Source organism: Bacillus glycinifermentans (genome assembly GCF_001042475.2).
GTDB classification, from domain to species: domain Bacteria; phylum Bacillota; class Bacilli; order Bacillales; family Bacillaceae; genus Bacillus; species Bacillus glycinifermentans.
On sequence record NZ_LECW02000036.1, the window covers coordinates 17,054 to 41,210 of the forward strand.

A 24,157-nucleotide genomic window follows, 5' to 3' on the forward strand; every position below is an offset into this window, starting at 1 on the left:
CAATGGGTATATCAATCAAAAATGTTTCCAAATCGTATGGTGAATTTCATGTGTTAAAAGATATCAATCTTGAAATCAAAAAAGGGGAGCTGATCTCCTTGTTAGGGCCGTCCGGATCGGGTAAAACGACGCTGCTCAGGATCATCGCCGGGCTTGAACAAGCTGATCGGGGAAACATTTTGTTTGAAGGGGCTGATCAGACAAACGTACATGTGAAAAACCGCAATGTCGGCTTTGTATTTCAGCATTACGCCCTTTTTCGCAATATGACCGTTTTTGAAAATGTGGCCTATGGATTGAAAGTTCGTCCACGGAAAGAAAGGCTTTCGAAAAAAGAAATCAAGCAAAAGGTCGATGAGCTGCTGAACATCGTCAGGCTGAAAGAATTTGGCGAACGGTATCCTTCCCAGCTTTCAGGCGGACAGAGGCAAAGGGTGGCTCTCGCCCGCGCCCTTGCCGTCAATCCCCAGGTGCTCCTTCTTGATGAACCGTTCGGCGCCCTTGATGCAAAGGTGAGAAAAGAACTGCGCCGCTGGCTCAGAAAAGTGCACGACGAGTTTCATATTACGAGCGTTTTTGTCACACATGATCAGGAGGAAGCGCTTGACATCTCAGACCGCGTCGTGATTATGAACAACGGAAGGATCGAGCAGGTCGGCACGCCTGAGGCCGTGTATGAAATGCCGGAGAACCCGTTCGTGTACGATTTTCTCGGTACGGTCAACCAATTCAAAGGCCGGCTTGACAGCGGATATATTTACGACGGGAATTTCAAGTTTGAGTTGCCGGGAGATGTGAAAACCGTAAAGACTGCTGCCAATGGTATCGGGTTTGCCAGGCCGCACCACTTTATTGTCGAAAAAACGCCGGACCATGACAGCGGAATTCATTGTACGGCAGAACACATCCGCGCAATCGGGTCGACGGTTCAGCTTGAGCTGAGGAGAACCGATACAGGGGATATCATTGAAATCGAATTAACGAAAGATGATTTTTTGAAGCTGCAAATCAAAGTAGGCGAGGATTTGTACGTCCGGCCTAAGCAGCTGAAAGTCTTTTGTTCATCGTAAAAACGGGTGATGGGAGCTTTTAGCTCCCATTTTTCGGCATTCAGAAAGAAGGATTTATCAAACAGGAAGCGAAATATACAAAATCAGACTCTGTTCCACAAAATGTAAGCGTTTTCTGTAAAAGGGGAGGGTTATTATGATTCACGTGTTGTCGAACGGATTTTACCGCTTTTCTGAGTGGGTGATGAGGCTTGCGCTTCTGAATATGCTGTGGATCGGTTTTTCAGCGGCGGGATTGCTCGTATTCGGGCTTGCTCCGGCGACTTGCGCCATGTTTGCCGTGACGAGAAAATGGGCGATAGGCAATACGGATATCCCCGTTTTTCAGACGTTTTATACAGAATTTAAAAAAGGGTGGGGGAGATCGGTCATACTCGGTCTGATCCTGTCCCTTACCGCTCTTTTATTGTACGTCGATTTTCGAATCGCCGCCGTCTATTTTCGCGATCAGCCTGCCGTTATAAGCTTATTCATCAGCCTTTTTATCATATATGCCATCATCCTCTCCTACATTTTCCCGATCTATGTCCACTATGAGATGAACCAGATCGAAGCGCTGAAATACAGCTTCATGATCGGTTTTGCCCGCCCGCTCGTCTCTTTTTTGATGATCGTAAGCGCGATCGGCTTCGTGCTGCTCAGCTTATTTCATGTCACATTTCTCTTATTTTTCAGCGGCAGCGCTTTAAGCCTCGTATTGACAAAACTGGCGTTTCGCGCTTTCCGCGCGCTTGACGTCCGCCATGAGACGTTCATGCGCGAATGAAGGTGCTAAAGGCCAGTGAACCGGTTGCAGCATTTGAAAATTAAAGATCAGTTGTTTATTCTCATTTCCTTCATCATGGCGATTTCGCTGATTTTGATGTTGAGCGGCGTTCAGTACGCTTTCCATATGTATGATCAGCAAATTTACCGGAAATCGTCGCAAGTTTTGATGATGTCGTCAAAGAGCATTGAAGATGAGCTGAAAAAGATCGAAGACGTGTCATATCAAATCGCGACAGATCAAAACATTCAAACGAACCTCTTAAAAGCGGGACATGACCAGAACAAATACGGCCGCTACCGGATCAAACGGGAGATTTGGGATCAGCTTGCCGAATATACGGGATCAAAGCGGTACATCAAGTCGATCCATTTAGTCGACGCATTTGGAACGGAATACTCGGCCGGGGCAAACTCCTCTGAAGCGCTAAAACGGCAAATCAGCGGATTGACAAAGCAAGCGGCCCGCCGGAAAGGGGGAAACGTATGGGTGACAAAGCCCGGCGCAAACGGCGAACTTTTATCGGCCAGGGAAATCCGCTCGTACAAACAGCTGAATTTTAACCATCTGGGAATCGTATTGATCGTGGCCGACTTAAAAGGCATTGTCGCCGATCTCCCGAAGGATTGGGGGGAAGGCGCAGGAAAGGTTGCCATGTCGGAAGGACGGCACACCTTTTTTTCGGACAGCCCTTTACAAAAAATCGACCCGCCCCGGTTAACTTCCCGTGATCAAAACGGATATACAATCGTGAAGAATAACGGCCGCCGCTTTTTTATGTCGTATGTCACATCACCGTATGAAAATTGGACGTACTGGAGCCTGATTCCCTTTGATGCGATGTTTTCCAAAATTTCTGCGATGAAAGCGATACTCATCTCCCTTTTCATTCTCTTCTTTTTGACAGCCGTCCTGTTCGGCAGAAAAATCGCCAGAGGCTTGACAAGTCCGATCGAAAAGCTGGTCACCGCGATGAAGCATGTGCAAAACGGCGATTTTAAAACACAGCCGCTCTTAAAGCCGCCGCCTGAACGCCATGACGAAGTCAGCGTGCTGAACCGGACGTTTATCACGATGGTAGAACGGATCAACGAATTGATCGCAGAAAATTACGAAAAGCAGCTGATGATTAAGGAAACGGAATTCAAAGCCCTTCAGGCGCAGATCAATCCCCACTTTTTATACAATACGCTGGAGTCGATCAACTGGCTGGCCAAGAGGAACGGGCAGCCGAAAATTTCAAAGATGACCGAATCTCTCGGCTTTTTGCTGCGCATTGCGGTCAATATGAAAACAGATGTCTTAACGATTGAGGAGGAGGCGGACATCGTCCTTCACTACTTCACGATCCAGCAGTTCCGTTTTGAGGAACGGCTGGTGTTTGAAGTGGATGTCGATCCCCTTGTCAAATCGTGCCTCGTCCCGAAGCTGATTCTCCAGCCTCTGGCTGAAAATGCGATTACGTATTGCCTTGAGCCTGTCATCGAGCCTTGCCGCATCGCCATCAAGGCTTTCGCAAAGGACGGCTTCGTATACTTGACCGTGAAAGACAACGGACCAGGCATGGACGAGAATTTTTTGGAACAGGCAAACGATGGGCTCGTGCAAACAAGGGGCAAAGGCATCGGGCTGCAAAATATCGATGAGCGGATCAAGCTGATGTTCGGCGAAGATTACGGTTTGAACATTTCAAGCGAAAAAAGTAAGGGAACAAAGATTACGATCAAAATACCGTTTCGAAGCGGGGTGTGATGATGTATAAAGTTCTGCTTGCAGACGATGAACGTATCATTCTCGAAGGGATCTCAAGCATGATTCAATGGCATTCATTCGGCGCGTCTTTGGTCGGCGCGGTGCAAAACGGGATGGAAGCCTACCAGCTCATCCTGCGTGAACGTCCGCATATTGTGATCAGTGATATTAAAATGCCGGGAATGGGAGGGCTTGAATTGATCGAGAAGGTGTCCCGCGACCATCCGTCGATAAGGTTCATTTTGCTGACCGGATTCGGCCAGTTTGAATACGCAAAAAAAGCGATGGCATACGGGGTGAGGCATTATTTGCTCAAGCCGTGCAATGAAAGCCACATCACGGCATCGCTTGCGAGCGTGATCAGCGAATTAAAAAAAGAAGAGTCTGCGGAACGGGTGAAATCGGATTTGGAGCTTGTCCGCCCCCACATCCGCAAACACGCTTTACAAGAGCTGATCAAAGGCGGCAAAAAGGCTGCCGAAGGGTATTTGCGCTTTTTTCCCGAGAGACAGACGATCGAGCTGATTCTGTTTGCCCTTGAAGATACCGGGCGTCTGTCCGCACTGCAAAAGCTCGCAGCGGGCATCCTCGGGTCCTCGGTCATCGCATCCGTCCGTATGAACGATGCGGTCGTGTTCGCGGCCGAACCTTCGGAGCTGATCGCGGAAAAAATCGATCGTGTGAAAAAGCAGACCGAAAAGCAATTTCATGCCGTGCCGGCGGCAGCCGTAAGCGGGAGAGGGGAAATCGGGGATGCCGCCTCATTATACGAAAAGGCGCGCGGCCGACTCGCCAAACAGTTGATCACGGCTTCTTGTCAGCCATCGGTTTTGGTCCGAAAAATGCTCGATCTGATTCAAAGAGAAGCCGCAAACCCGAAGCTCTCATTAAAATGGGCGGCCCGAAACGTGTTGTACATGAATCCGGACTATCTCGGCAAGCTGTTTAAACAGGACACGGGCGAGAAGTTTTCGAGCTATGTCACAAAAGTACGGATCGAAAAAGCGATCGCCATGATGAAGCAAAAAAACGGCATCACGATCAGCAGCCTGGCCGAGGAATCGGGATTTGGCGACAATCCAAAATATTTCAGTCTCGTCTTTAAGAAATATACCGGCTATACGCCGTCCGAATACCGGAAAGAAAAATCGTGACGAAAGCTGTCGGCAAAGCCGGCGGCTTTTTTGCCGATTTCTCTGTTTTTTTAACATTCTTCTCTGTTTTTTGAGTGTTTGGAGGAGGAGACTTGTCATTAAAATAAATGTAAGCACTTACAAAAAGAGGGGGATGTTGATGAGGAGAATTGTACAATTTGTAGTATGCGCAATGCTGTTGTTCGGCCTCTGGGGATGCAGCTCCAACAGTGAAGAGACTTCAGGCGGCGGCAAACAATCGATTACGCTCAGGGTCGCCTGGTGGGGCGGACAGCCGCGGCATGACTATACGACGAAAATCATTGAGATGTATGAAAAGGAGCATCCGAATGTCAACATTGAAGCGGAGTTCGCCAATTGGGACGACTACTGGAAAAAGCTTGCGCCGATGTCCGCCGCAAACCAGCTTCCCGATGTGATTCAGATGGATTCCGCGTATTTATCACAGTACGGGGAAAAGGGACAGCTTGAAGACCTTACGCCTTATGTAAAAGACGGGACGATCAAGACGGATTCAATCGATGAAAAGGTTACAGAAGGCGGGAAGATCGACGGCAAACTGTACGGTTTTACGCTTGGCGTCAACGTTCTGTCGGTGATTACAAACGATGATCTTCTCAAAAAAGCCGGCATCACAATCGATGATCGCAATTGGACATGGGACGAATATGAAAAGTTCGCGCTCAAGGTCCGGGAAGAGACAGGCCAATACGGATCAAACGGCATGAACCCGCCGGACGTCTTTTTCCCTTATTACCTCAGGACGAAGGGTGAACGCTTTTATAAAAAAGACGGGACAGGCCTTGCCTACGCCGATGACAAGCTGTTTGTCGATTATTTCAAGCGGCAGGTGGAACTTGTCAATGCCCAGGCTTCTCCGACGCCTGACGAAGGCGCGCAAGTGAAAGGAATGGAAGACGACTTTATCGTAAAAGGGCGGACAGCGGCGACCTGGAACTATTCCAATCAGTATTCGGCGTTTGCCCAGCTCACGGATGCGTCCCTGTCTCTCAAGCTGCCTCCCGGACAGTCGGACGAAAAAGCCCTGTTTCTGCGCCCGAGCATGCTCTTTTCGATTCCGAAAAGCTCTGAACATAAAAAAGAAGCCGCCAAATTTATCGACTTTTTCGTTAACAGTGAAAAAGCGAACGCCCTCATGAAGGGTGAGCGTGGGGTTCCGGTATCGGCAAAAGCGGCTGAATCTGTCAAAGCGAAATTGAATGAAGAGGAGAAAACGGAGAAGGCGACCCGCCGGAGCCTGTCGGCAGCGCAGAGGTGATCAAGCTGCTCAAAGATACGTCAGATCAGATTTTATTTAATAAAATCACGCCGGAACAGGGCGCCGCGAAGTTCAGAAAAGAAGCGGACGAGATACTGAAACGAAATCAAGCGAAGTAAGCCTTATCGTTTAGGAGGATGCAACTGTGAAGAAATGGAAAGACAACCTTGCGGGCTATGCCTTTATTTCTCCGTTTATCATCGGATTTCTCTGCTTTACCGTGATTCCGATGGGCGCATCACTGTTTCTGTCGTTCACGAGCTACGACCTGTTCACGACGCCCAAGTGGGTCGGCTTGGACAATTACAAAACGATGCTGACGGATGATGAGAAATACTGGGGCTCCCTGAAAGTGACGTTTACGTACGTGCTCGCGGGCGTGCCGCTGCGGCTGGCATTTGCGCTTTTCATCGCGGTGATCTTAAACAGGGCGGAAAAGGGAGTGGGGATTTACCGGACGCTCTTTTACCTCCCCTCGATCATCGGCGGAAGCGTGGCTGTCGCGATTATGTGGCGCAACGTGTTTGGCAACGACGGTGTGATCAATGCGCTTTTGTTTTTTATCGGAATAGATAAGAAGATCCTTTGGTACCAGGACCCGACGAGTGCTTTGTGGACGTTGATCCTTTTGTCGGTGTGGCAGTTCGGTTCATCGATGCTGATTTTTCTTGCGGGTCTGAAAAATATTCCGCCGATGTATCAGGAGGCGGCAAGCGTCGATGGCGCAAACAGAATACAGCGGTTTTTCCTGATTACGCTGCCGCTGCTCAGCCCGATCATTTTTTTCAATCTCGTCATGCAGACGATTTCCGCGTTCATGACTTTTACGCCGGCCTACATCATTTCGAAGGGCGAAGGCGGCCCGCTTGACGGGACGCTGCTTTATTCCCTGTATTTGTTCCAGCGGGCCTTCAACTTTTTCCAAATGGGCTATGCCTCTGCAATGGCATGGGTAATGCTCATTCTGATCGGGCTTGTGACTTTCATTTTATTTAAAACATCTTCGCTGTGGGTGCATTACGAATCAAAGGAGGGATGATGGATGGAGCCGGCAAAGGAAATGGCAAGAGAGGCTATTCTGCTTCCGGCCGGGAAGGGAAGAACGGGCCGGATCGTCTTTCATATTCTGACGGGAGGCCTTGCCCTTATTTTGCTGTATCCGGTTATTTGGCTTTTGGTCAGCTCGTTTAAAGAAAGCGCGAGCATTTTCGCGACATCGCATTCTCTGATCCCCGATCCGTTTGTGATTTCCAATTATGCAGAAGGGTGGAAAGGGATCGCCGGACAGCCGTTTATTACATTTATCAAAAATTCGCTGATCATCGTCGGATTATCGACAATCGGTGCCGTTTCTTCTTCTGCGGTCATCGCTTATGGATTCGCGCGCATTCCGTTTAAGGGAAAGGCGTTTTGGTTTGCCTGCATGATGGTGACGATGATGCTGCCCCACGAAGTGCTGATGATTCCGCAGTACATCATCTTTGCGAAGCTTGATTGGCTCAATTCATTCAAACCGATCGTCATTCCTCAGTTTTTCGGGCACGCGTTTTTCATCTTTTTGATGATCCAGTTTATCAGAACGATTCCCGTTGAACTCGACGAAGCGGCAAGAATCGACGGCTGCAGCCGTTTCGTGATCTTTTTCAGGGTGATTCTGCCGCTGATCGCCCCGGCGCTTTCGACATCTGCGATTTTTTCATTTTATTGGAAGTGGGAGGAGCTGATCAATCCGGTCCTTTATTTGAACAAACCGGAGCTTTATCCTGTTTCGCTGGCGCTGAAGCTGTTTTTAGACACGGAAACGGCGTCGAACTGGGGAGCGATGTTTGCGATGTCGGTCGTCTCGCTTTTGCCCGTCATTCTCGTGTTTTTTCTGTTCCAAAAATCGATCGTTCAAGGGATCAGCATGAGCGGATTAAAATAAAAAAGGGGAGAGATATGTATGCCGAAGCTCGTTTTTGATGAAGAAAAGCTGTATGAAATTATCGATCGAATCGTCAAGCGGACGTTCGAAATGGATTTTGAATGGGACTGGCCCGGAGGTGTTGCGTTTTACGGCGTGGCTGAAGCGTATGAAGCCACGAAAAATGAAGAATATCTTCGCCTTCTGAAAGAATGGATCGATGAAAGGCTTGAAGACGGCCTGCCGAAGCTTTCGGTCAACGGCGTCTCAATCGGGCACACGCTTTTGTCCTTATATGAAGCAACCGGTGATGACCGCTATCTTGATACCGCAAAGCAGATGGCCGATTACGTTCTTCATGAAGCACCAAGGTTTGCCGACGGCATTCTGCAGCACACCGTTAACTCGGAAAAACATGTGTTTCCTGAACAGGCATGGGTCGATACGATGATGATGGCCGGGCTGTTTTTGCTTAGAATCGGAAGGCTTGCGGGGAATGATGACTATTTCGAAGACGGTCTCAGACAGTTTCACGGCCATGAAGAATTTTTGCAGGATATGGACACGAACTTGTATTATCACGCGTGGGATCATCAGGCAAAACACAATCTGTCAGGGGTGTTTTGGGCGAGGGGAAACGGCTGGGCCGCGCTGACGATGGCCAAGGCGCTGCCGCTGATTGATGTGACACACCCGTCTTATATGATCATTGACGGTTCGCTCAGGGATCTGTTGAGCGCGCTCGCGAGGCTCCAGCATTCTTCCGGATTGTGGCATACGGTGCTGACAGACCCCGATTCTTATCTTGAGGTCTCAGGTTCGGCGGGAATTGCTGCAGGTCTTCTTGCAAAGGGGTCTTTATATCACAAATACATTCAAAAATCCTTGACCGCAATTACAGAAGCAGTCCGCGAAGACGGCAGGGTCGAGCGCGTTTCCGCCGGAACCGCGGTGATGCCCGATGCCGGGGGCTATAAAGATGTTCCGTTTAAACGGATTCAAGGCTGGGGCCAGGGGCTTGTGCTGACCTTTTTGGCCGATGTCGTCCGTTCCAAATCGCGCGTATTTCAATAAAGAAACATTCTGTTTTAGATCGCAGTGGGGGGATGGGGATGAAAAAGCTGCATCAAAGACATGTTTCACGGCGAAAGGGAACCTATTTTAAAAAGAGCTTTGTATTGATATTGCTGATTGCGTGCATTCCCGGCCTGCTGACGGGAGCAGGCATCTATTTTTTCTCGGCGGCGAAGATTGAAAAGGAGCTTCAGCATCTGCATGAAAGCCAGGTCGAACGGCAGATCAGCCAGATCGATGACAAGCTTGAAGGCCTTGAGATCATGCTTTCCCAGCTCGCCTATGATACGCGGCTGATGAACGGCCTGGCCCGCGCCGATTTGCAAAAAGACTTTCAAACGACATACCGGCTGTCAAAATCGCTGTTTTTGCTTCAGGATCAAAATCCGCTGATCGAGCGGGTCGAGTTGTTCATTGAAGACGCAGAGCCGCTCTTGTTAAGTCCGGAATACAGCGGAATTACCGACAAAAAAGCGTTAAAAGTTTACGATTCGCTGCTGACAGGGAGTCAAAATGTCTATTGGAAAGAACAGGGCAACAGCTCTTCAGGCATGACCCTCATCCACAAAATTCCCGGAGGGATCTCAAAACCGTTCGGCGCCCTGATTGTTACGCTTGACAGAAAGGAAATGAAGCATCTGCTTGAAAGCCTTTCGCCTTATTCAGAGGGAACGGCTCTGCTTTTCAACCGAAAGCAGCAAAAGGAGAGCGGTGAACGCACATTTGAAAGCGTTTTAAAAGAACGGGTCGAACGGGAGACGCGCAAACAAGGTTCATTTGTCATGAAGTGGAAGGATGGGACATATTCCGTGTCTTACGGACAAATGGCCCGGCTCGACCAGAAATGGACCTATGTCTCCGCATCGCCGATGTCGGCGATTACGGCTCCTGTATTGTTTTTGTCGAAACTCGTCGCATCGGTCAGTGCACTGGGAATCGTGCTGGCGGCATTGCTGACGTGGTATGCCTCAAACAAAATCTACTCGCCTGTTGCAAGGCTTATTCAGCTTTGCTCAGGTGAAGAGAAAAAAAGGATTCACCGCGACGAATTTCATTGGCTCGAAAAACGCTGGAACGACATGTCGAAAGAGAGCGGAAGGCTGAGAAGCCAGGTCATGAAACAGACATCTGAAGCGGCAAACGGATTTATCCAGCGGCTGCTTCACGGGCACTTTGCAGGCGAATCAGAGGAAGGCTTGAAAAAGCGCTTGAAAGCCTGCGGCTGGAATGTGGAAAACGGGGTGTTTATCATCGCCGATATTCAGCTGACAGGGCTGTACGACGGAAGCAGTTCTTTTTCAGAGAAGGACGAAAGCCTCGCCGGTTTTATGCTTGGCAATATCACAGGCGAACTTGCGGAAAAAACGTGCAGCCGCATCTATATTTCAGGAGTACGATCGTTATCGCTTGTGCTGCTTTTGATGCAAAGCCGGAAGGCGGATATTCGGAAAAGCATTTGCGAATTGGTCCGCGAACTGACGGAGACGGTTCACGCATTTTGCGGACTGAACGTCACCGCGACGATCTCGAAGCCTGCTGCCGTGCTGAAAGACATTCCGGCCAAATATGAAGAGGTGAAAGCAGGGAAACGGTACAGGCAATTTGAAAATTCGAGCCAGATCATTGACCTGAACAGGCGGGAAGATATGCTTCCAGGCGAGTCTTATTATCCGTTCTCCTTGGAACGGGAGGTCATTCAAGCCATTCGTCTTGAGGAGAAGGTGAAGGCCGAAAACTTGATCGCCCGTTTTATCCAGGAGTTGTCTGAAAAGGGAAAGACGGAAATCCGCATTCAGCCTGCAATGATTCAATTGTTTGCGAAAATCCAGGAGGAGATTCTCCATTCCGGCCTTCACCCTAATGAATTGTTTAATCAGCAACATTTGATTCGGGAGCTGTCGGATATCAGGGAGCCGTCCAGAGCCGTCGCCTGGATGATGGAGCGCGTTGTCAGCCCGTACCTGAAAGAGCTTGAAGGAAGAAAAAACAGGCAGCAAAAACGGCTTGTCGAACGGGTGCTGGCGATGATTCACGAAAATTACATGAACGACATCTCGCTTGAAAGCTGCGCCGATCTGGCGGGAACGAATTCGTATACATTGAGCAAGGCATTCAAACAAGTAACAGGAATTAATTTTATCGACTATGTGACGAAGATGCGGATTGAAAAAGCGAAAAAGCTGCTGCTTGAGACGAATAAAAAAATCCATGACGTTTCTGAGGAAGTCGGCTACAGACACAGCTATTTCAACCGGATTTTTAAAAAGCAGGTCGGGATTCCGCCGAGCCGATACAGACAGATTCATCAGGAATCGTCGTGAAAGGGGAGTGCATATGGAAAAAACGTATGGAAAACAAAAAGTATCCGTCTATTTAGCGGGGGATTCGACAGTTGCCGACTGTCCCCCGCACGAAGCCCCGATGGCAGGCTGGGGCCAGCTTTTTCCTTTATGCTTCACAAGGGAGATCAAAGTCGTCAATCTGGCAGAAGGCGGGGCGAGTTCAAACAGTTTTATTGAAGAAGGCAGGCTGGAGGCCGTCGCAGCACGTCTTCGGGAAGGGGATTATTTGTTTATTCAGTTCGGCCATAATGATCAAAAATCGTACGGAACAGACCCCTATACCTCATATCAGACCCATTTGACCCGCTATGCGGAAACTGCCCGGCAAAAACGGGCGATACCCGTTTTTGTCACTTCGGTTCAGCGCCGCCGTTTTGATGAAAACGGCAATATCACCAACACCCTCGGCGACTTTCCGAAAGCCATGATAGATCTCGCCGGCGACCTCCAGGTTCCGCTGATCGATTTATGGTCAAAAACAAAAACGCTCTACGAATCTCTTGGCCCCGAAAGATCGAAGCGGCTGTTTGTCCACTTTCCGCCCGGCGGGCATCCGCATTATCCTGACGGCATTGCAGATGATACCCATTTTTCTGAAGAAGGAGCCCGCCGCATCGCTAGGCTTGTCGCAGAAGGCATTAAGGAGCTTGGGCTTCCTTTATCTGCATACGTTCAGCCGGAAGGGAGGGGCTCCTATGTCTAACGCCAGGGAAGGAGACGTCATCTATCGAAACAGCCTGTCATCGGGTGGAGAGGTTCGCGGCTGGGTCATGGAAGGGAGAGGAAAGATCAGCTTTCCGGAGGGCAGACTGCACATGGAAAACGAACTCGACCCGGAGCGTTACGAAGATGACGCGCATTTTGTGTATTGGTGTCCTGAGATATTTCCTGATGAAATTATGATTCAATGGGATTTCTATCCTGTAAGAGAACCAGGGCTGTGCATGATCTTTTTCGCGGCTTGCGGCTTGCATGGTGAAGATTTGTTTGATCCGCGCCTTGCGAAGAGGTCAGGAAGATATCCAGAGTATCATTCAGGAGACATCAACGCGCTGCACCTGTCCTATTTCAGACACAAACACGATAATGAAAGAGCGTTCAGAACGTGCAATCTCAGAAAAAGCAGGGGCTTTCATCTCGTAAAGGAGGGGGCAGACCCGCTTCCGCCGGCTGACGATGCTATGCCTCCGTACCGGATGAAGCTCATCAAAGACAGGGCATATGTCCATTTTTCGATCAACGGGCTTTCGATTCTCGAATGGAAGGATGACGGCAGGAGGTTTGGCCCTGTCTATGGCGGAGGAAAAATCGGCTTCAGACAAATGGCGCCGCTTGTGGCGGCATACGCCAATCTTGAAGTGCGCCGATTGGTATGAAGCTAACGGGAAGGTGGATATTCATGCGGGAAAAAGGCGCGATGGCCGTGATTTACAGATCTTGCGAAGCGGCGGCGAAAATCGCCTGGCTGAATGGGCTGTGGCTTTTGTTTACATTAGGAGGCGGCATTGTGCTGGGCTGGGCGCCAAGCACGGCGGCTATGTTCGCGGTCGTTCGCAAATGGCTGAGAGGACGCACAGACCTCGCGATATTCAAAACGTTCTTTGAAGCGTATAAAAGCGAATTCATCAAAACAAACGGACTCGGCCTCATCCTGGCTGCGGCCGGATGCATGCTGTTTGTCAACTATCACTTTTTTCAAAGCCGTCCCGATCTGTTTTCGATCATGATCAGCTATGCGACATTGCTTGCGGGCGTGATGTACGGGCTGGTCGTCATGTACATTTTTCCGTTATACGTACATTTTCAATTGCCGTTTACCCGCTATTTTTCTCAAGCTGTGCTGATCGGCCTCGTTCGCCCGTTGACAACGATCGCCATGGCTGCCACGGGCGGACTGGTTGCCTATGTGCTGATCGTCGTGCCGGGTCTGATTCCGTTTTACGGAGGCAGCTTATTCGCTCTTGTCTTGATGTTTCACGCTCACCGGTGTTTTCTCCGGCTGGAGGAAATAAAGGCGGAGTCATCGCCTGAATCGCAAAAATAGACAAACGGGCAAAAAAGTATTTAGGAAAGCATTTCTCCGCCACCTGCCGATTGCAAAAAAGTGCGATTGAATAAAAATGCAAGCCGTAATAGAATCCCTTTTAAGTAAGCGCTTACAAACAATGTAGCGAAGGGAGAATGTTATGAGGAAAGGCAGGAAAAGGTGGAGGAAGCTGCTTGCGGCCGCATCTCTTTTATCGATCGGGCTCGTTTCGGCTTTGCCGCAACAGACAGAAGCGGACGCGGCCCCGGCGGCACAGGCGAGGCAAATGGAATCATTAAAGCGGGGGCTTGTCGCGGTTAAAACGGAAAACGGCGTGTTTGTCAGCTGGCGGCTGCTCGGGACGGAGCCGTCCTCTGTTTCGTTTAATGTATATCGAAACGGACAGAAACTCAACAGCTCTCCGATTTCATCCAGCACAAATTTTCTCGATGCGGGGGGAACCGCGAATTCAACGTATGAAGTGCGTGCCGTGGTAAACGGCCAGGAGCAGCCGGCTTCTGAGAAGGCGGGTGTCTGGGGACAAAATTACAAATCGGTCCCGCTGGAAAAGCCTGATGGCGGGCAAACGCCTGACGGTGTGTCATTCACCTACAGCGCCAATGATGCGAGCGTCGGCGATCTTGACGGTGACGGAGAATACGAAATCGTGCTCAAATGGGACCCCTCCAATTCGAAGGACAATTCACAGGACGGTTATACAGGGGAGGTATTGATCGATGCGTACAAGCTGGACGGTACAAAGCTGTGGAGGATCAACCTGGGCAAAAATATCCGCGCCGGCGCCCATTATACGCAGTTTCTCGTCTACGATTTTGACGGAGATGGAAAAGCGGAGATCGCCATGAAGACGGCTGACGGGACGAAAGACGGAAGCGGAAAGGTGATCGGCAGCCCCGGCGCCGACTATCGCAACGCTGAAGGCCGGGTTTTGTCGGGGCCCGAATATTTGACGATCTTCAAAGGTGATACAGGAAAAGAATTAACCACGGTAAACTATGAACCGGCGCGCGGCAATGTTGCGGATTGGGGAGACAGCTACGGAAACAGGGTCGACCGTTTTCTCGCCTGTGTCGCATATCTTGACGGAGAACGGCCGAGCCTTGTCATGGCCCGCGGCTATTATACGAGAACAGTGCTTGTCGCTTATAACTGGAGGGGAGGAAAGCTTTCGAAGCTGTGGACGTTTGATTCCAAGTCATCCGGAAACGGGGCTTACGCTGGACAGGGCAACCATAATCTGAGTGTCGCAGATGCGGACGGCGATGGAAAAGATGAAATTTTGTACGGGGCGATGGCGGTCGATCATGACGGAAAAGGCCTGTATTCGACAGGATGGGGGCACGGTGATGCGATGCACGCCGGCGACCTTGATCCGACGCGGGCCGGAATGGAAGTGTTTCAAGTTCACGAAAACAGCAGATCGCCATACGGCCTGTCATTCCGGGATGCCGGAACCGGAAAACTGATCTGGGGCGTCCACGCCGGAAAGGATGTCGGACGCGGGATGGCGGCTGACATCGATCCGCGCTATGCCGGAGCTGAAGTTTGGGCGGACGGCGGGCTGTACACTGCAAAAGGCATACAGATCTCGAGCACCCTTCCTTCTTCGACGAACTTCGGCATCTGGTGGGACGGCGATCTTCAGCGGGAGCTCCTCGACAGCAACAGGATTGATAAATGGGATTACGAACGTTCGCAAACGGTTAATTTGCTGACAGCGGCCGGTGCCTCTTCAAACAATGGGACGAAGGCGACGCCTGCACTTTCGGCCGATATTCTCTGGGACTGGCGCGAAGAAGCGATCTGGCGTACGAATGACAGCAGCGCACTGAGGATTTATACGACGACGAATGTGACGGGCCACCGCATGTATACACTGATGCATGATGCCGTCTACCGCCTCGGCATTGCCTGGCAGAACGTCGCCTACAATCAGCCGCCGCACACCGGTTTTTATTTGGGTGAAGGGATGGCAGCCCAGCAGAAACCGAATATTTACACACCGTGAATGAAGCGTCAGCTTCGATAATGTTTCCCCGGTTATGTTTTTTCAATTGGCACGGCTCGTGACAGAGGAGGTCGCCGATTTGAATCTTTATCCTTTTAAACAATCGCTAAAAAAAACGAAAGGGAGTGAAACGTGTGGAAGAAAGCGTAACGGCTGAAGGCTTTCAGCAAAACAGAACAGGGAAAAAACCGAGGCAGATGGAGGCATTAACCCGCGGGCTCATTGCCGTAAATACAGAAAACGGCGTTTTCTTAAGCTGGAGGCTGCTCGGAACGGATCCTGAAGAAACGGCTTTCAACATCTATCGCAACGGCCTAAAAATCAATTCCCGCCCCATTGCGTCATCGACCAATTTTCTCGATGAGAACGGCTCTTTGGAATCCGTCTATTGCGTAGGAACCGTCCTCTGCGGGAAGGAGTGCGAACGCTCAAAAGAAGCGCCCGTCTGGGAAAAGCCTTTTCTCGATATCCCGCTCAAGAAACCGGCGGGCGGCGTCACTCCGGACGGCGTGTCATATACCTACAGCGCCAATGATGCTTCGATCGGCGATCTCGACGGTGACGGGGAATACGAAATCGTTCTTAAATGGGATCCGTCCAATTCGAAGGATAATGCGCATGACGGCTATACCGGGGAAGTCTTCATTGACGCGTATAAGCTGGACGGAACATTTCTATGGAGAATCAACCTCGGCAAAAATATCCGTGCCGGCGCTCATTACACCCAATTTATGGTTTATGACCTCGACGGCGACGGAAAAGCGGAAATCGCCATGAAAACGGCTGATGGAACGATTGACGGGACAGGACGGGTCATCGGCGACAAAGCTGCCGATTACCGGAATGAAACAGGCAGAATTTTAACAGGCCCTGAATACTTGTCTGTTTTTCATGGGGAAACGGGCCGGGTACTTGCGACTGTTGATTACGAACCGCCGCGCGGCAGGCTCGAAGACTGGGGAGACGGTTACGGCAACCGCATGGACCGTTTTCTCGCAGGCATCGCCTATTTGGATGGAGAACGGCCGAGCCTTGTGATGGCGCGGGGGTATTACACGAGAACGGTGCTTGTCGCCTACAACTTCCGCGACGGCGGGCTTTCGAAGCTTTGGACGTTTGACAGCAACAATCCCGGATACGCCGGTTATGCCGGACAGGGGAATCACAGCCTGAGCGTCGCGGATGTCGATGGTGACGGGAAGGATGAGATCATTTACGGCGCGATGGCCGTCGATCACGACGGCACGGGCCTTTATACGACAGGGCTTGGGCACGGCGATGCGATGCATCTCAGCGACCTTGATCCCGACCGGCCCGGCCTCGAAGTGTTTCAGGTGCATGAAGATCCGGGCCTGCCGTACGGCCTTTCATTCCGCGATGCGGGGACAGGGGAGGTGCTGTGGGGCGTCCCCGGTGATACAGATGTCGGCCGGGGAATGGCGGCGCACATCGATCCACGTTATAAAGGCGCTCTCGTCTGGGCGATCGACCCTCCCGGGAATCGGGGGAATTCGTACGGCCTTTACACGAATAAGGGAGAAAAAATCAGCGATGCGGCTCCGGTTTCTGCCAACTTTGCGATCTGGTGGGACGGCGATCTGCTTCGCGAATTGCTGGACCATGATTGGAAGGAGCCGGATGGCGTTCCTAAAATCGATAAATGGGATTATCATAACGGAAGACTGATCAATCTCCTGACTGCTAAAGAATGCCTTTCGAACAATTGGACGAAAGGCACGCCGGTTCTTCAAGCGAATATTTTCGGCGATTGGCGGGAAGACGTGATCTTCAGGACGGCAAATAGCGGTGCTTTGAGGGGTTTATACGACGACTGAACTGACTGAGCACCGCTTTTATACGCTCATGCACGATCCCGTCTACCGTTTAGGCATCGCCTGGCAAAATGTCGCCTACAACCAGCCGCCGCACCCCGGATTTTATTTAGGGACAGGGATGAAAAAGCCGCCCCGTCCGAATATTTATACTGTGTCAATATAAGAATAGAATATTTTCTAAAAATAATATTGACAAACTATAAAATTAGTGATATAATAATTTATTTATTTGACAAATCGTTCGTCCGTTATTATGCTTGTTGATGTACAGCAAGCCTGTATACCAGTCTTTTAGTAAGGAGCGGATGATCGATGAGAATGTCAGACGGTTTGGAAATGCTTGAAATAGGCGGAGAAGCTTTTGGACAGCGGATGATGCTGAATCCCGTGCTTGTGTGGGATGAGGAAGCGTCCGTTTTAATCGACACCGGCATGCCGGGACAATTTGAACAAATCAGGCGGGAGATAGAGAAGGCGGGCGTCCCGATCAGCAGCCTTCAGGCGGTGATTTTGACGCACCAGGATATCGATCACATCGGCAATCTTCCCGATTTGTTGCAAGAAGCAGGCGGGCGGGCAAAAAGCTATGCCCACAAGCTGGAAAAGCCGTACATTGAGGGCGAGCGTCCGCTCATGAAAACAGATCCGAAGCATATGGATGAGGAAACGAAAAAAGCAATGCCGCAAGCTTTGTTGGCCATTTTAGAACATCCGCCGAAAGCGAAAATCGACCGGGAGCTGGAAGACGGAATGGAACTGCCGTTTTGCGGCGGCATTCGGGTGATCGCCACACCGGGCCATACCGCCGGCCACATCAGCCTTTATTTGAAGAAAAGCAAAACGTTAATCACAGGCGATGCACTCGTTTCCTCAGAAGGCGTTTTGCAGCCGCCCGTTCCCCGGGTGACGCCCGATATGAAGCAGGCAATTAAGTCTCTTGAAAAATTTTTAGATTACGATATTGACAGGGTGATCTGCTATCACGGCGGTGTTTCAGAAGGTGATCCGAAAGAGCGGATCAGGGAAATCATCGCTAAAGACAAACTTGTAACATATCGGCAAAAATAGGTGCGATACCGGAGGCGTCGGGCGAATCTTTCAGGTTTTCCCGACGCTTTTTCAAAACGATAAAACAAAAAAGTATGATTGTACACGAGCATGAGTTCCCATAAAATGAGAAGTAAGCGATTACAATTCGATTCGGAATGAGGTGACAAATATGGGTTATCAGGCAAACGAAACACGCTATACCGATATGGTGTACAGCTGCTGCAGGAATTCAGGGGCTAAGTTTCCCGCCGTGTCGTTGAGGCTTGAGGCGATCATGGCCGCTCGAAAACGCGAAAGCGCTGCTTAGAAAAACTTCAGGATCTGCTTAAAAAACGTTCGGCAAACCCGCTGACAACCGAGGACAGAATTGAAAAATTTTATCGTGAAAAGGAGTGTCCTGATCGTGTCAACCACTATATATTTGGCCGGAGATTCGACTGTGCAGAACTACAAAGCGGATTCACCCCAAGGAGGGTGGGGGGAATTTCTGCAGCTCTATGTGTCGGAAGATGTTCAGGTGATCAATCGGGCGATCGGAGGCAGAAGCTCAAAAACCTTTGTTGAAGAGGGAAGGCTTGCTTCGATTTTGGATGTCATCAAAAAAGGCGACTGGCTGTTTGTTCAAATGGGCCACAACGATTCGTCAAAGGACAAACCCGAACGCTACACAGAGCCGTATACGACATACAAACAGTACTTAAAAATGTATGTCGACGGGGCGCGCCAGAAAGAAGCCGTACCTCTTCTCATCACCCCGGTGGCAAGGCTTCATTACAAGGATGGCGTGTTTTTAAACGATTTCCCCGATTATTGTATCGCCATGAAGCAAGTCGCAGCCGAAGAAGACGTTCTGTTAATAGACCTGATGGGTAGAAGTCTTCAGCATTTTTCGGAAAAAGGCTATAGTGAGATTTTTAAATATTTCATGATTTCGGAAAATATAAATGACTACACTCATTTTACAAAAAAAGGCGCCCGGGAAATGGCAAAACTCGTTTCAGCCGGTATTGAAGAGCTCGGACTGCCGCTCGTTAAAGAGACGGTGTGAGGATGAAAAAACTGTATCACGGCGCCTGCTTCTATCCTGAATTATGGAATGAAGCCGTTCTTGAAGAAGATATCAAAAAGATGAAAGAAGCGGGGATCAATGTCGTAAGGATCGGCGAGTTTGCCTGGTCGAAAATGGAGCCTGAAGAAGGGAAGTATGACATCGGCTTTTTTGTCGATGTGATTCGCAAGCTCGCCTCCCATCAGATTGAGACCGTGATGTGCACGCCGACGGCGACTCCGCCGGTCTGGCTGACCCATGGCCATCCCGAAAGGATGTATGTCAACGAAAGAGGCGAAACGATGGGCCACGGTTCAAGGCAGCATGTCTGTACGAACCATCCATATTTCAGGGAGCGGGCCAGGCTGATCACCGAACAGATCGCACAAAAAACCGGCAGGCTGCCTGGACTTGCCGGCTGGCAGCTCGACAATGAATTCAAATGCCATGTCAGCGAATGCATGTGTCAGACGTGCAAAACGCTGTGGCACAAATGGCTCAGGGAGAAATATCAGTCGATTGACAGGCTGAATGAAGCGTGGGGAGCCGATGTATGGAGCGAGACGTACCAACGTTTTGAACAAATTCCGCAGCCCGGCGCGACGCCGTTTTTGCATAATTCCTCTTTAAGGACAATGTATCAGCAGTTTTCCATGGAAAAGATCGCCGAATTTGCCCGCGAACAAGCGGCTGTGATCAGAGGCTATTCAGATGCGCCGATCACCCATAACAGCAGCGTCATGTTCGGCGTGAACAATGAAGAGCTGTTCAGCGATCTTGATTTTGCATCATTTGATACGTACGCCTCCAAAGAAAACAGTGCAGCTTTTTTGTTCAACTGTGACTTATGGAGAAACATCAAAAAAGGGCGGCCGTTTTGGATTATGGAAACAAGCCCTTCCTACAGCGCTTCGATCGAAAGCTATGCAGCGCCTCATGAAGACGGCTATTTGAAGGCTGAAGCCGTATCTTCCTACGCCTTGGGCGGCGCGGCTTTTTGCTATTGGCTGTGGCGGCAGCAAAGAGCGGGATCAGAGCAGCCGCACGGGTCCGTCCTCAGCGCATGGGGCGAACCTGACGTGGGATATGCGAATGTACTTGAAGTCGAGCGTGCCAGAAAAGAGGTTGAGCCTGTCATGCTTTCGACCGTTCCCGTTCAAGCTGAAGCTGCCGTCGTCTACTCGGACCGGGCGAAAGCATTTTTAAAAACCGAGCCCCATCGAGGGCTCAATTACAGGTCGCTGATCACCGGATTTTATGAACGATTTGTATCATTGGGCATCCACAGGGACGTTATTTTCGAAGGAAGCGCACTTGATGGCTATAAGCTCTTGTTTACCCCGTTTCTTCATTACATGCCGCAGGAATTGATCGAAAAAGCGTCGGCATTCGCGGAAAACGGCGGCATTTGGGTAGCCGGCCCTTTGACTGGCGGGAGGACAAAACACCATACGATCCATACGGACTGCGGGCTGGGGCCTTTAGAAACATGCGCCGGCGTCAAAACGCTTTATACGTTTCCGATGGATGAACGGCGAGCGGCGGGGAGCGCTTTTGGCGTAAAGGCTCCGCTAAGCCTCTGGAGCGCCGTTTTTGAAGCCCGTCCATCCGAAGCGCTTGGCATCATCGAACAAGGCCCCGCCTCAGGGAAGGCTTTTATCACCGAGCATAAACAGGGAAAAGGAAAAATCGTCATGCTCGGTTCAATGCCGGCTGGAGAAGCGGGAGACGTGATGCTGAAGAGGCTGATCAGCCATTACGCCGAAGAAGCCGGCATCACCATGAAAACGGATGTGACGCCGGGCACGATCGTCGCCCCGCGGACAGGACCGGACGGCATCGTCTGGGTGATGATCAATATGGACGGCAAAGGGGGAGAAGTTACCCTTCATAAGGACGCCGTCGACCTGATCGCGAATAAAAGGGAAGCAGCGGGACGCCTGACGATCGGACCGTATCAATACCGCATCATCCTGTTTCCTGACATGTAAGTCATCGGCGATTGCCGGTGGCTTTTTTTGCGGGCATTGCAGCGGCAAAACAAAGACGGGACGGCAAAAAAGGAGAAAATGTTGTCTTCTGTCAACAAGTGCCCCTGCAAAAACGGATGATTGACGGAAAGGCCGCCTGATGCGGAAAATCAGGCTGATCGATGCAAAATGAAAGGAGGAGCGCTTCTGATGACACATGTTGAACTAAAATGGCTGAAATCGCCTCCTGCTGCCAAAGGCGGTGTAACATGGGGAGTTCCATGGGAAAAAGGCGTGCTGCAAAAGGAAGAACAGCTTTCAATTGCTGCACCGGGCGGTTCCGCTCCGGTTTTGCAAAGCCGGCCGCTGGCGTACTGGCCCGACGGGTCTGTAAAGTGGACCGGGCATGCCGCGGTTTTTGAGGGACGGTGCGCTGACCGTTTTGTCCTGCAAAAAGGCGGACAAAAGGCGCCTGAAAGGATTCTTCAAGTGGCGGAGGCAGAAAACGGGATCACCGTGAATACGGGATTACTTGTCTGCCGCTTTAACAAAACGGGGTCACCATTGATCAGTTCGATTTCGGTTTCGGGTGAAACATTTGGCGCCGGCCGGCTCATGGCTTTTAAAGAAAGGAGGAGCGGCACACCATCAGAGAAAGTTTATCGTATTGAACGATTTGAAGGTGTGATCAAGGGTGCGGCAGTCGAACAAAACGGACCGGTGAAGACGGTCATTAAGACCGAGGGGGTTCACTGCGGAAGCTCCGGAAACGAGTGGCTTCCATTTATCATCAGATTCATTTTTTATGCGGGCAGCGCGTCCATCAGGATCATGCACACGATCTTGATCGATTGTGATGCGAAACACGAATGGGTGAAAGGTCTCGGGTTTGAGTTTTCCGCGAAGTTCAGCGGGGCGCCGTGGAACCGGCATATCCGTTTTGTCGCTGACAGCGGAATTTACGGAGAAGCCGCCCAATTGCTTTTGACGAGACGGTTTGGCGAGGCGAACGGCATTTACGAAAAGCAGATCGCGGGGGAGCTTGTCACAGAAAATGCCGATACATCTGCGGTGATCCGTGATGCATCAACAAACGCGGTTTGGAATGACTACAAGTTTATTCACGATTCGCCCTCACATTACAGATTGCAAAAACGGACTGACGAAGATTGCGCATGGGTGTCCGCCATCCATGGAAAACGGGCGAAAGGGCTGATGTATGCGGGAGGCGAAAACGGCGGAATGGCTCTGGGGCTAAAGAATTTTTTTGAAAAGTATCCGTCATCACTTGAGGTGTCGGGCCTCGGCTCCTCAGAAACGAAAATGACCGCATGGTTTTGGCCTCCTGAGGCGGAGGCGATGGATTTCCGCCATTATTCAAAGAGCACTCATGTCGAAAGCGCCTATGAAGGGTTCGCGGAAATGCGCTCGACAGCCGTCGGAATCGCCAATACGAGCGAAGCCAACATTGCCTTTTTTACAAAACCGCCGAGCGGCGAAGAGCTCACAATATTGGCTGACGAATGGCAGCATCCGCCGCTTTTGGTCTGTGAACCGGACTATTATTATAAAACCCGCGCCCTTGGCGTATGGAGCGCAATAGACACGAGCCATCCCTTTAAAGCGAAGCTTGAAGAACAGCTTGATGCTGCTTTTTGCTTTTACAAAAACGAAGTTGACCAGCGCGGCTGGTACGGCTTTTGGCATTTTGGCGATGTCATGCACACGTATGACCGCGTCCGCCATGTGTGGCGCTATGACATTGGCGGCTATGCCTGGCAAAATACAGAGCTCGTCCCGAATTTGTGGCTTTGGCAGATGTTTTTCAGATCGGGAAGGGAAGACGTGTTCAGAATGGCTGAAGCGATGACCCGTCATACGAGCGAAGTCGACTGCTATCATTTCGGCGAATATAAAGGGCTGGGATCCAGGCACAATGTCGTCCATTGGGGCTGCGGCTGCAAGGAAGCGAGAATCAGCATGGCCGGGCTGCACAAAGCCTACTACTTTTTGACCGCGGATGAACGAACGGGCGACATTTTAACAGAAGTAAAGGATGCCGACCAGGCATTAAAGACGCTGGACCCGATGAGAGCGTATTATCCGAACGGCACAGCCACGCACGCGAGGGTCGGCCCCGATTGGGCGGCATTCTGCTCCAATTGGCTGACAGAATGGGAAAGAACGGGTGATCAGGCCTACTTGGCGAAAATCCAAAAAGGAATCGCTCAGCTTAAAACATTGCCGCTTCGCCTGCTGTCAGGTCCGTCGTTTGAATATGATCCTGCGAGCGCGAAGCTGATTCATATCGGAGACGGGAACGAAGGAGGCTACCACATGGTGATCGCCTTTGGCGCTCCGCAAGTATGGATGGAGCTGGCCGGGCTTTTAGAGGACGAAGAATGGTGCGACATGCTCGCTGAATTCGGCGAATGTTATGTGCTGAGCGATGAAGAAAAGCGAAGCATGACGGGCGGAACGCTGCATGACGGGCTGTTTCACTGGCCGATGTTTTCCGCCGCGATGGTCGCCTATGCGGCAAGACGGCGGAACGACCGGAAGCTTGCCGAAAAAGCGTGGCGCCTTTTGCTCGATGAAACAAAGAGCCATACCCCGCTGCCGATTGCTGTAAGAAAGACAAATACGTGGGATGCGCTCTATGAAATTCCCTGGGTCACGACCAACTGCATATCGCAATGGTGCTTGAACACGATCGCCGTGCTTGAATTGCTGGGTGATATGCTGCCTGAAAGCGGCCTGCAAGAAAAGATCATGCCGGCAAATAAAGGACAAAAAGAGTGCAAAAAATGAAGCTTGCCGGAAAAATGAAAGCGTTTTACATTCAAAGGAAAATCAAAG

Annotated in this window: 16 protein-coding genes and 2 pseudogenes; all 18 read left to right on the forward strand. The window is 50.6% G+C overall.

The window, feature by feature from the left end:
* The first annotated feature begins 2 nt into the window (after window positions 1–2).
* Window positions 3–1,070: a sulfate/molybdate ABC transporter ATP-binding protein gene (locus AB447_RS18520; RefSeq protein ID WP_048355867.1), complete on the forward strand. Its 1,068-nt coding sequence runs from the start codon at window positions 3–5 to the stop codon at window positions 1,068–1,070.
* A gap of 136 nt (window positions 1,071–1,206) precedes the next feature.
* Window positions 1,207–1,836 carry a YesL family protein gene (locus AB447_RS18525; RefSeq protein WP_048355868.1) on the forward strand — a complete coding sequence of 210 codons (630 nt, stop codon included), beginning with the start codon at window positions 1,207–1,209 and terminating at the stop codon, window positions 1,834–1,836.
* A 15-nt stretch (window positions 1,837–1,851) separates the two neighbouring features.
* Window positions 1,852–3,588: a cache domain-containing sensor histidine kinase gene (locus AB447_RS18530; protein WP_048355869.1), complete on the forward strand. Its 1,737-nt coding sequence runs from the start codon at window positions 1,852–1,854 to the stop codon at window positions 3,586–3,588.
* Between the two features lie 2 nt (window positions 3,589–3,590).
* Complete coding sequence (locus AB447_RS18535) at window positions 3,591–4,742, forward strand: response regulator transcription factor (protein ID WP_048355870.1); 1,152 nt, start codon at window positions 3,591–3,593, stop codon at window positions 4,740–4,742.
* A 139-nt stretch (window positions 4,743–4,881) separates the two neighbouring features.
* Window positions 4,882–6,140: pseudogene (locus AB447_RS18540) on the forward strand (ABC transporter substrate-binding protein).
* Window positions 6,141–6,166: 26 nt separating this feature from the next.
* Window positions 6,167–7,060, forward strand: coding sequence for a carbohydrate ABC transporter permease (locus AB447_RS18545; protein WP_048355871.1), 894 nt, complete (start codon window positions 6,167–6,169; stop codon window positions 7,058–7,060).
* 3 nt (window positions 7,061–7,063) lie between these two features.
* Entirely contained in the window at window positions 7,064–7,945 is an 882-nt protein-coding gene (locus AB447_RS18550; protein ID WP_057957692.1) for a carbohydrate ABC transporter permease, read from the forward strand.
* Between the two features lie 18 nt (window positions 7,946–7,963).
* Window positions 7,964–8,998 carry a glycoside hydrolase family 88/105 protein gene (locus AB447_RS18555; RefSeq protein ID WP_048355872.1) on the forward strand — a complete coding sequence of 345 codons (1,035 nt, stop codon included), beginning with the start codon at window positions 7,964–7,966 and terminating at the stop codon, window positions 8,996–8,998.
* 38 nt (window positions 8,999–9,036) lie between these two features.
* Window positions 9,037–11,319, forward strand: coding sequence for a helix-turn-helix domain-containing protein (locus AB447_RS18560; RefSeq protein ID WP_048355873.1), 2,283 nt, complete (start codon window positions 9,037–9,039; stop codon window positions 11,317–11,319).
* A gap of 13 nt (window positions 11,320–11,332) precedes the next feature.
* Window positions 11,333–12,043 (forward strand): rhamnogalacturonan acetylesterase, encoded by a 711-nt coding sequence (locus tag AB447_RS18565; protein ID WP_048355874.1) that lies wholly within the window; start codon window positions 11,333–11,335, stop codon window positions 12,041–12,043.
* Window positions 12,036–12,716, forward strand: a complete 681-nt coding sequence (locus AB447_RS18570; RefSeq protein WP_048355875.1) for a DUF1961 family protein — start codon at window positions 12,036–12,038, stop codon at window positions 12,714–12,716. The genes AB447_RS18565 and AB447_RS18570 overlap by 8 nt, the downstream gene beginning before the upstream one ends.
* Window positions 12,717–12,739: 23 nt before the next feature.
* On the forward strand, window positions 12,740–13,384 hold the full coding sequence (locus AB447_RS18575; RefSeq protein ID WP_048407095.1) for a YesL family protein: 645 nt from the start codon (window positions 12,740–12,742) through the stop codon (window positions 13,382–13,384).
* Window positions 13,385–13,526: 142 nt separating this feature from the next.
* Window positions 13,527–15,395, forward strand: a complete 1,869-nt coding sequence (locus AB447_RS18580; RefSeq protein ID WP_057957693.1) for a rhamnogalacturonan lyase — start codon at window positions 13,527–13,529, stop codon at window positions 15,393–15,395.
* 197 nt (window positions 15,396–15,592) lie between these two features.
* A pseudogene (locus AB447_RS18585) lies at window positions 15,593–17,393 on the forward strand (rhamnogalacturonan lyase).
* A gap of 149 nt (window positions 17,394–17,542) precedes the next feature.
* Complete coding sequence (locus AB447_RS18590; protein ID WP_048354423.1) at window positions 17,543–18,298, forward strand: MBL fold metallo-hydrolase; 756 nt, start codon at window positions 17,543–17,545, stop codon at window positions 18,296–18,298.
* Window positions 18,299–18,683: 385 nt separating this feature from the next.
* The gene (locus tag AB447_RS18595; RefSeq protein WP_048354422.1) at window positions 18,684–19,328 is read left to right on the forward strand and encodes a rhamnogalacturonan acetylesterase; all 645 of its coding nucleotides are present in this window, start codon (window positions 18,684–18,686) and stop codon (window positions 19,326–19,328) included.
* A 2-nt stretch (window positions 19,329–19,330) separates the two neighbouring features.
* Window positions 19,331–21,319, forward strand: coding sequence for a beta-galactosidase (locus AB447_RS18600; protein WP_048354421.1), 1,989 nt, complete (start codon window positions 19,331–19,333; stop codon window positions 21,317–21,319).
* Between the two features lie 189 nt (window positions 21,320–21,508).
* Window positions 21,509–24,109: an exo-rhamnogalacturonan lyase family protein gene (locus tag AB447_RS18605; protein WP_172796365.1), complete on the forward strand. Its 2,601-nt coding sequence runs from the start codon at window positions 21,509–21,511 to the stop codon at window positions 24,107–24,109.
* Window positions 24,110–24,157: the final 48 nt, after the last annotated feature.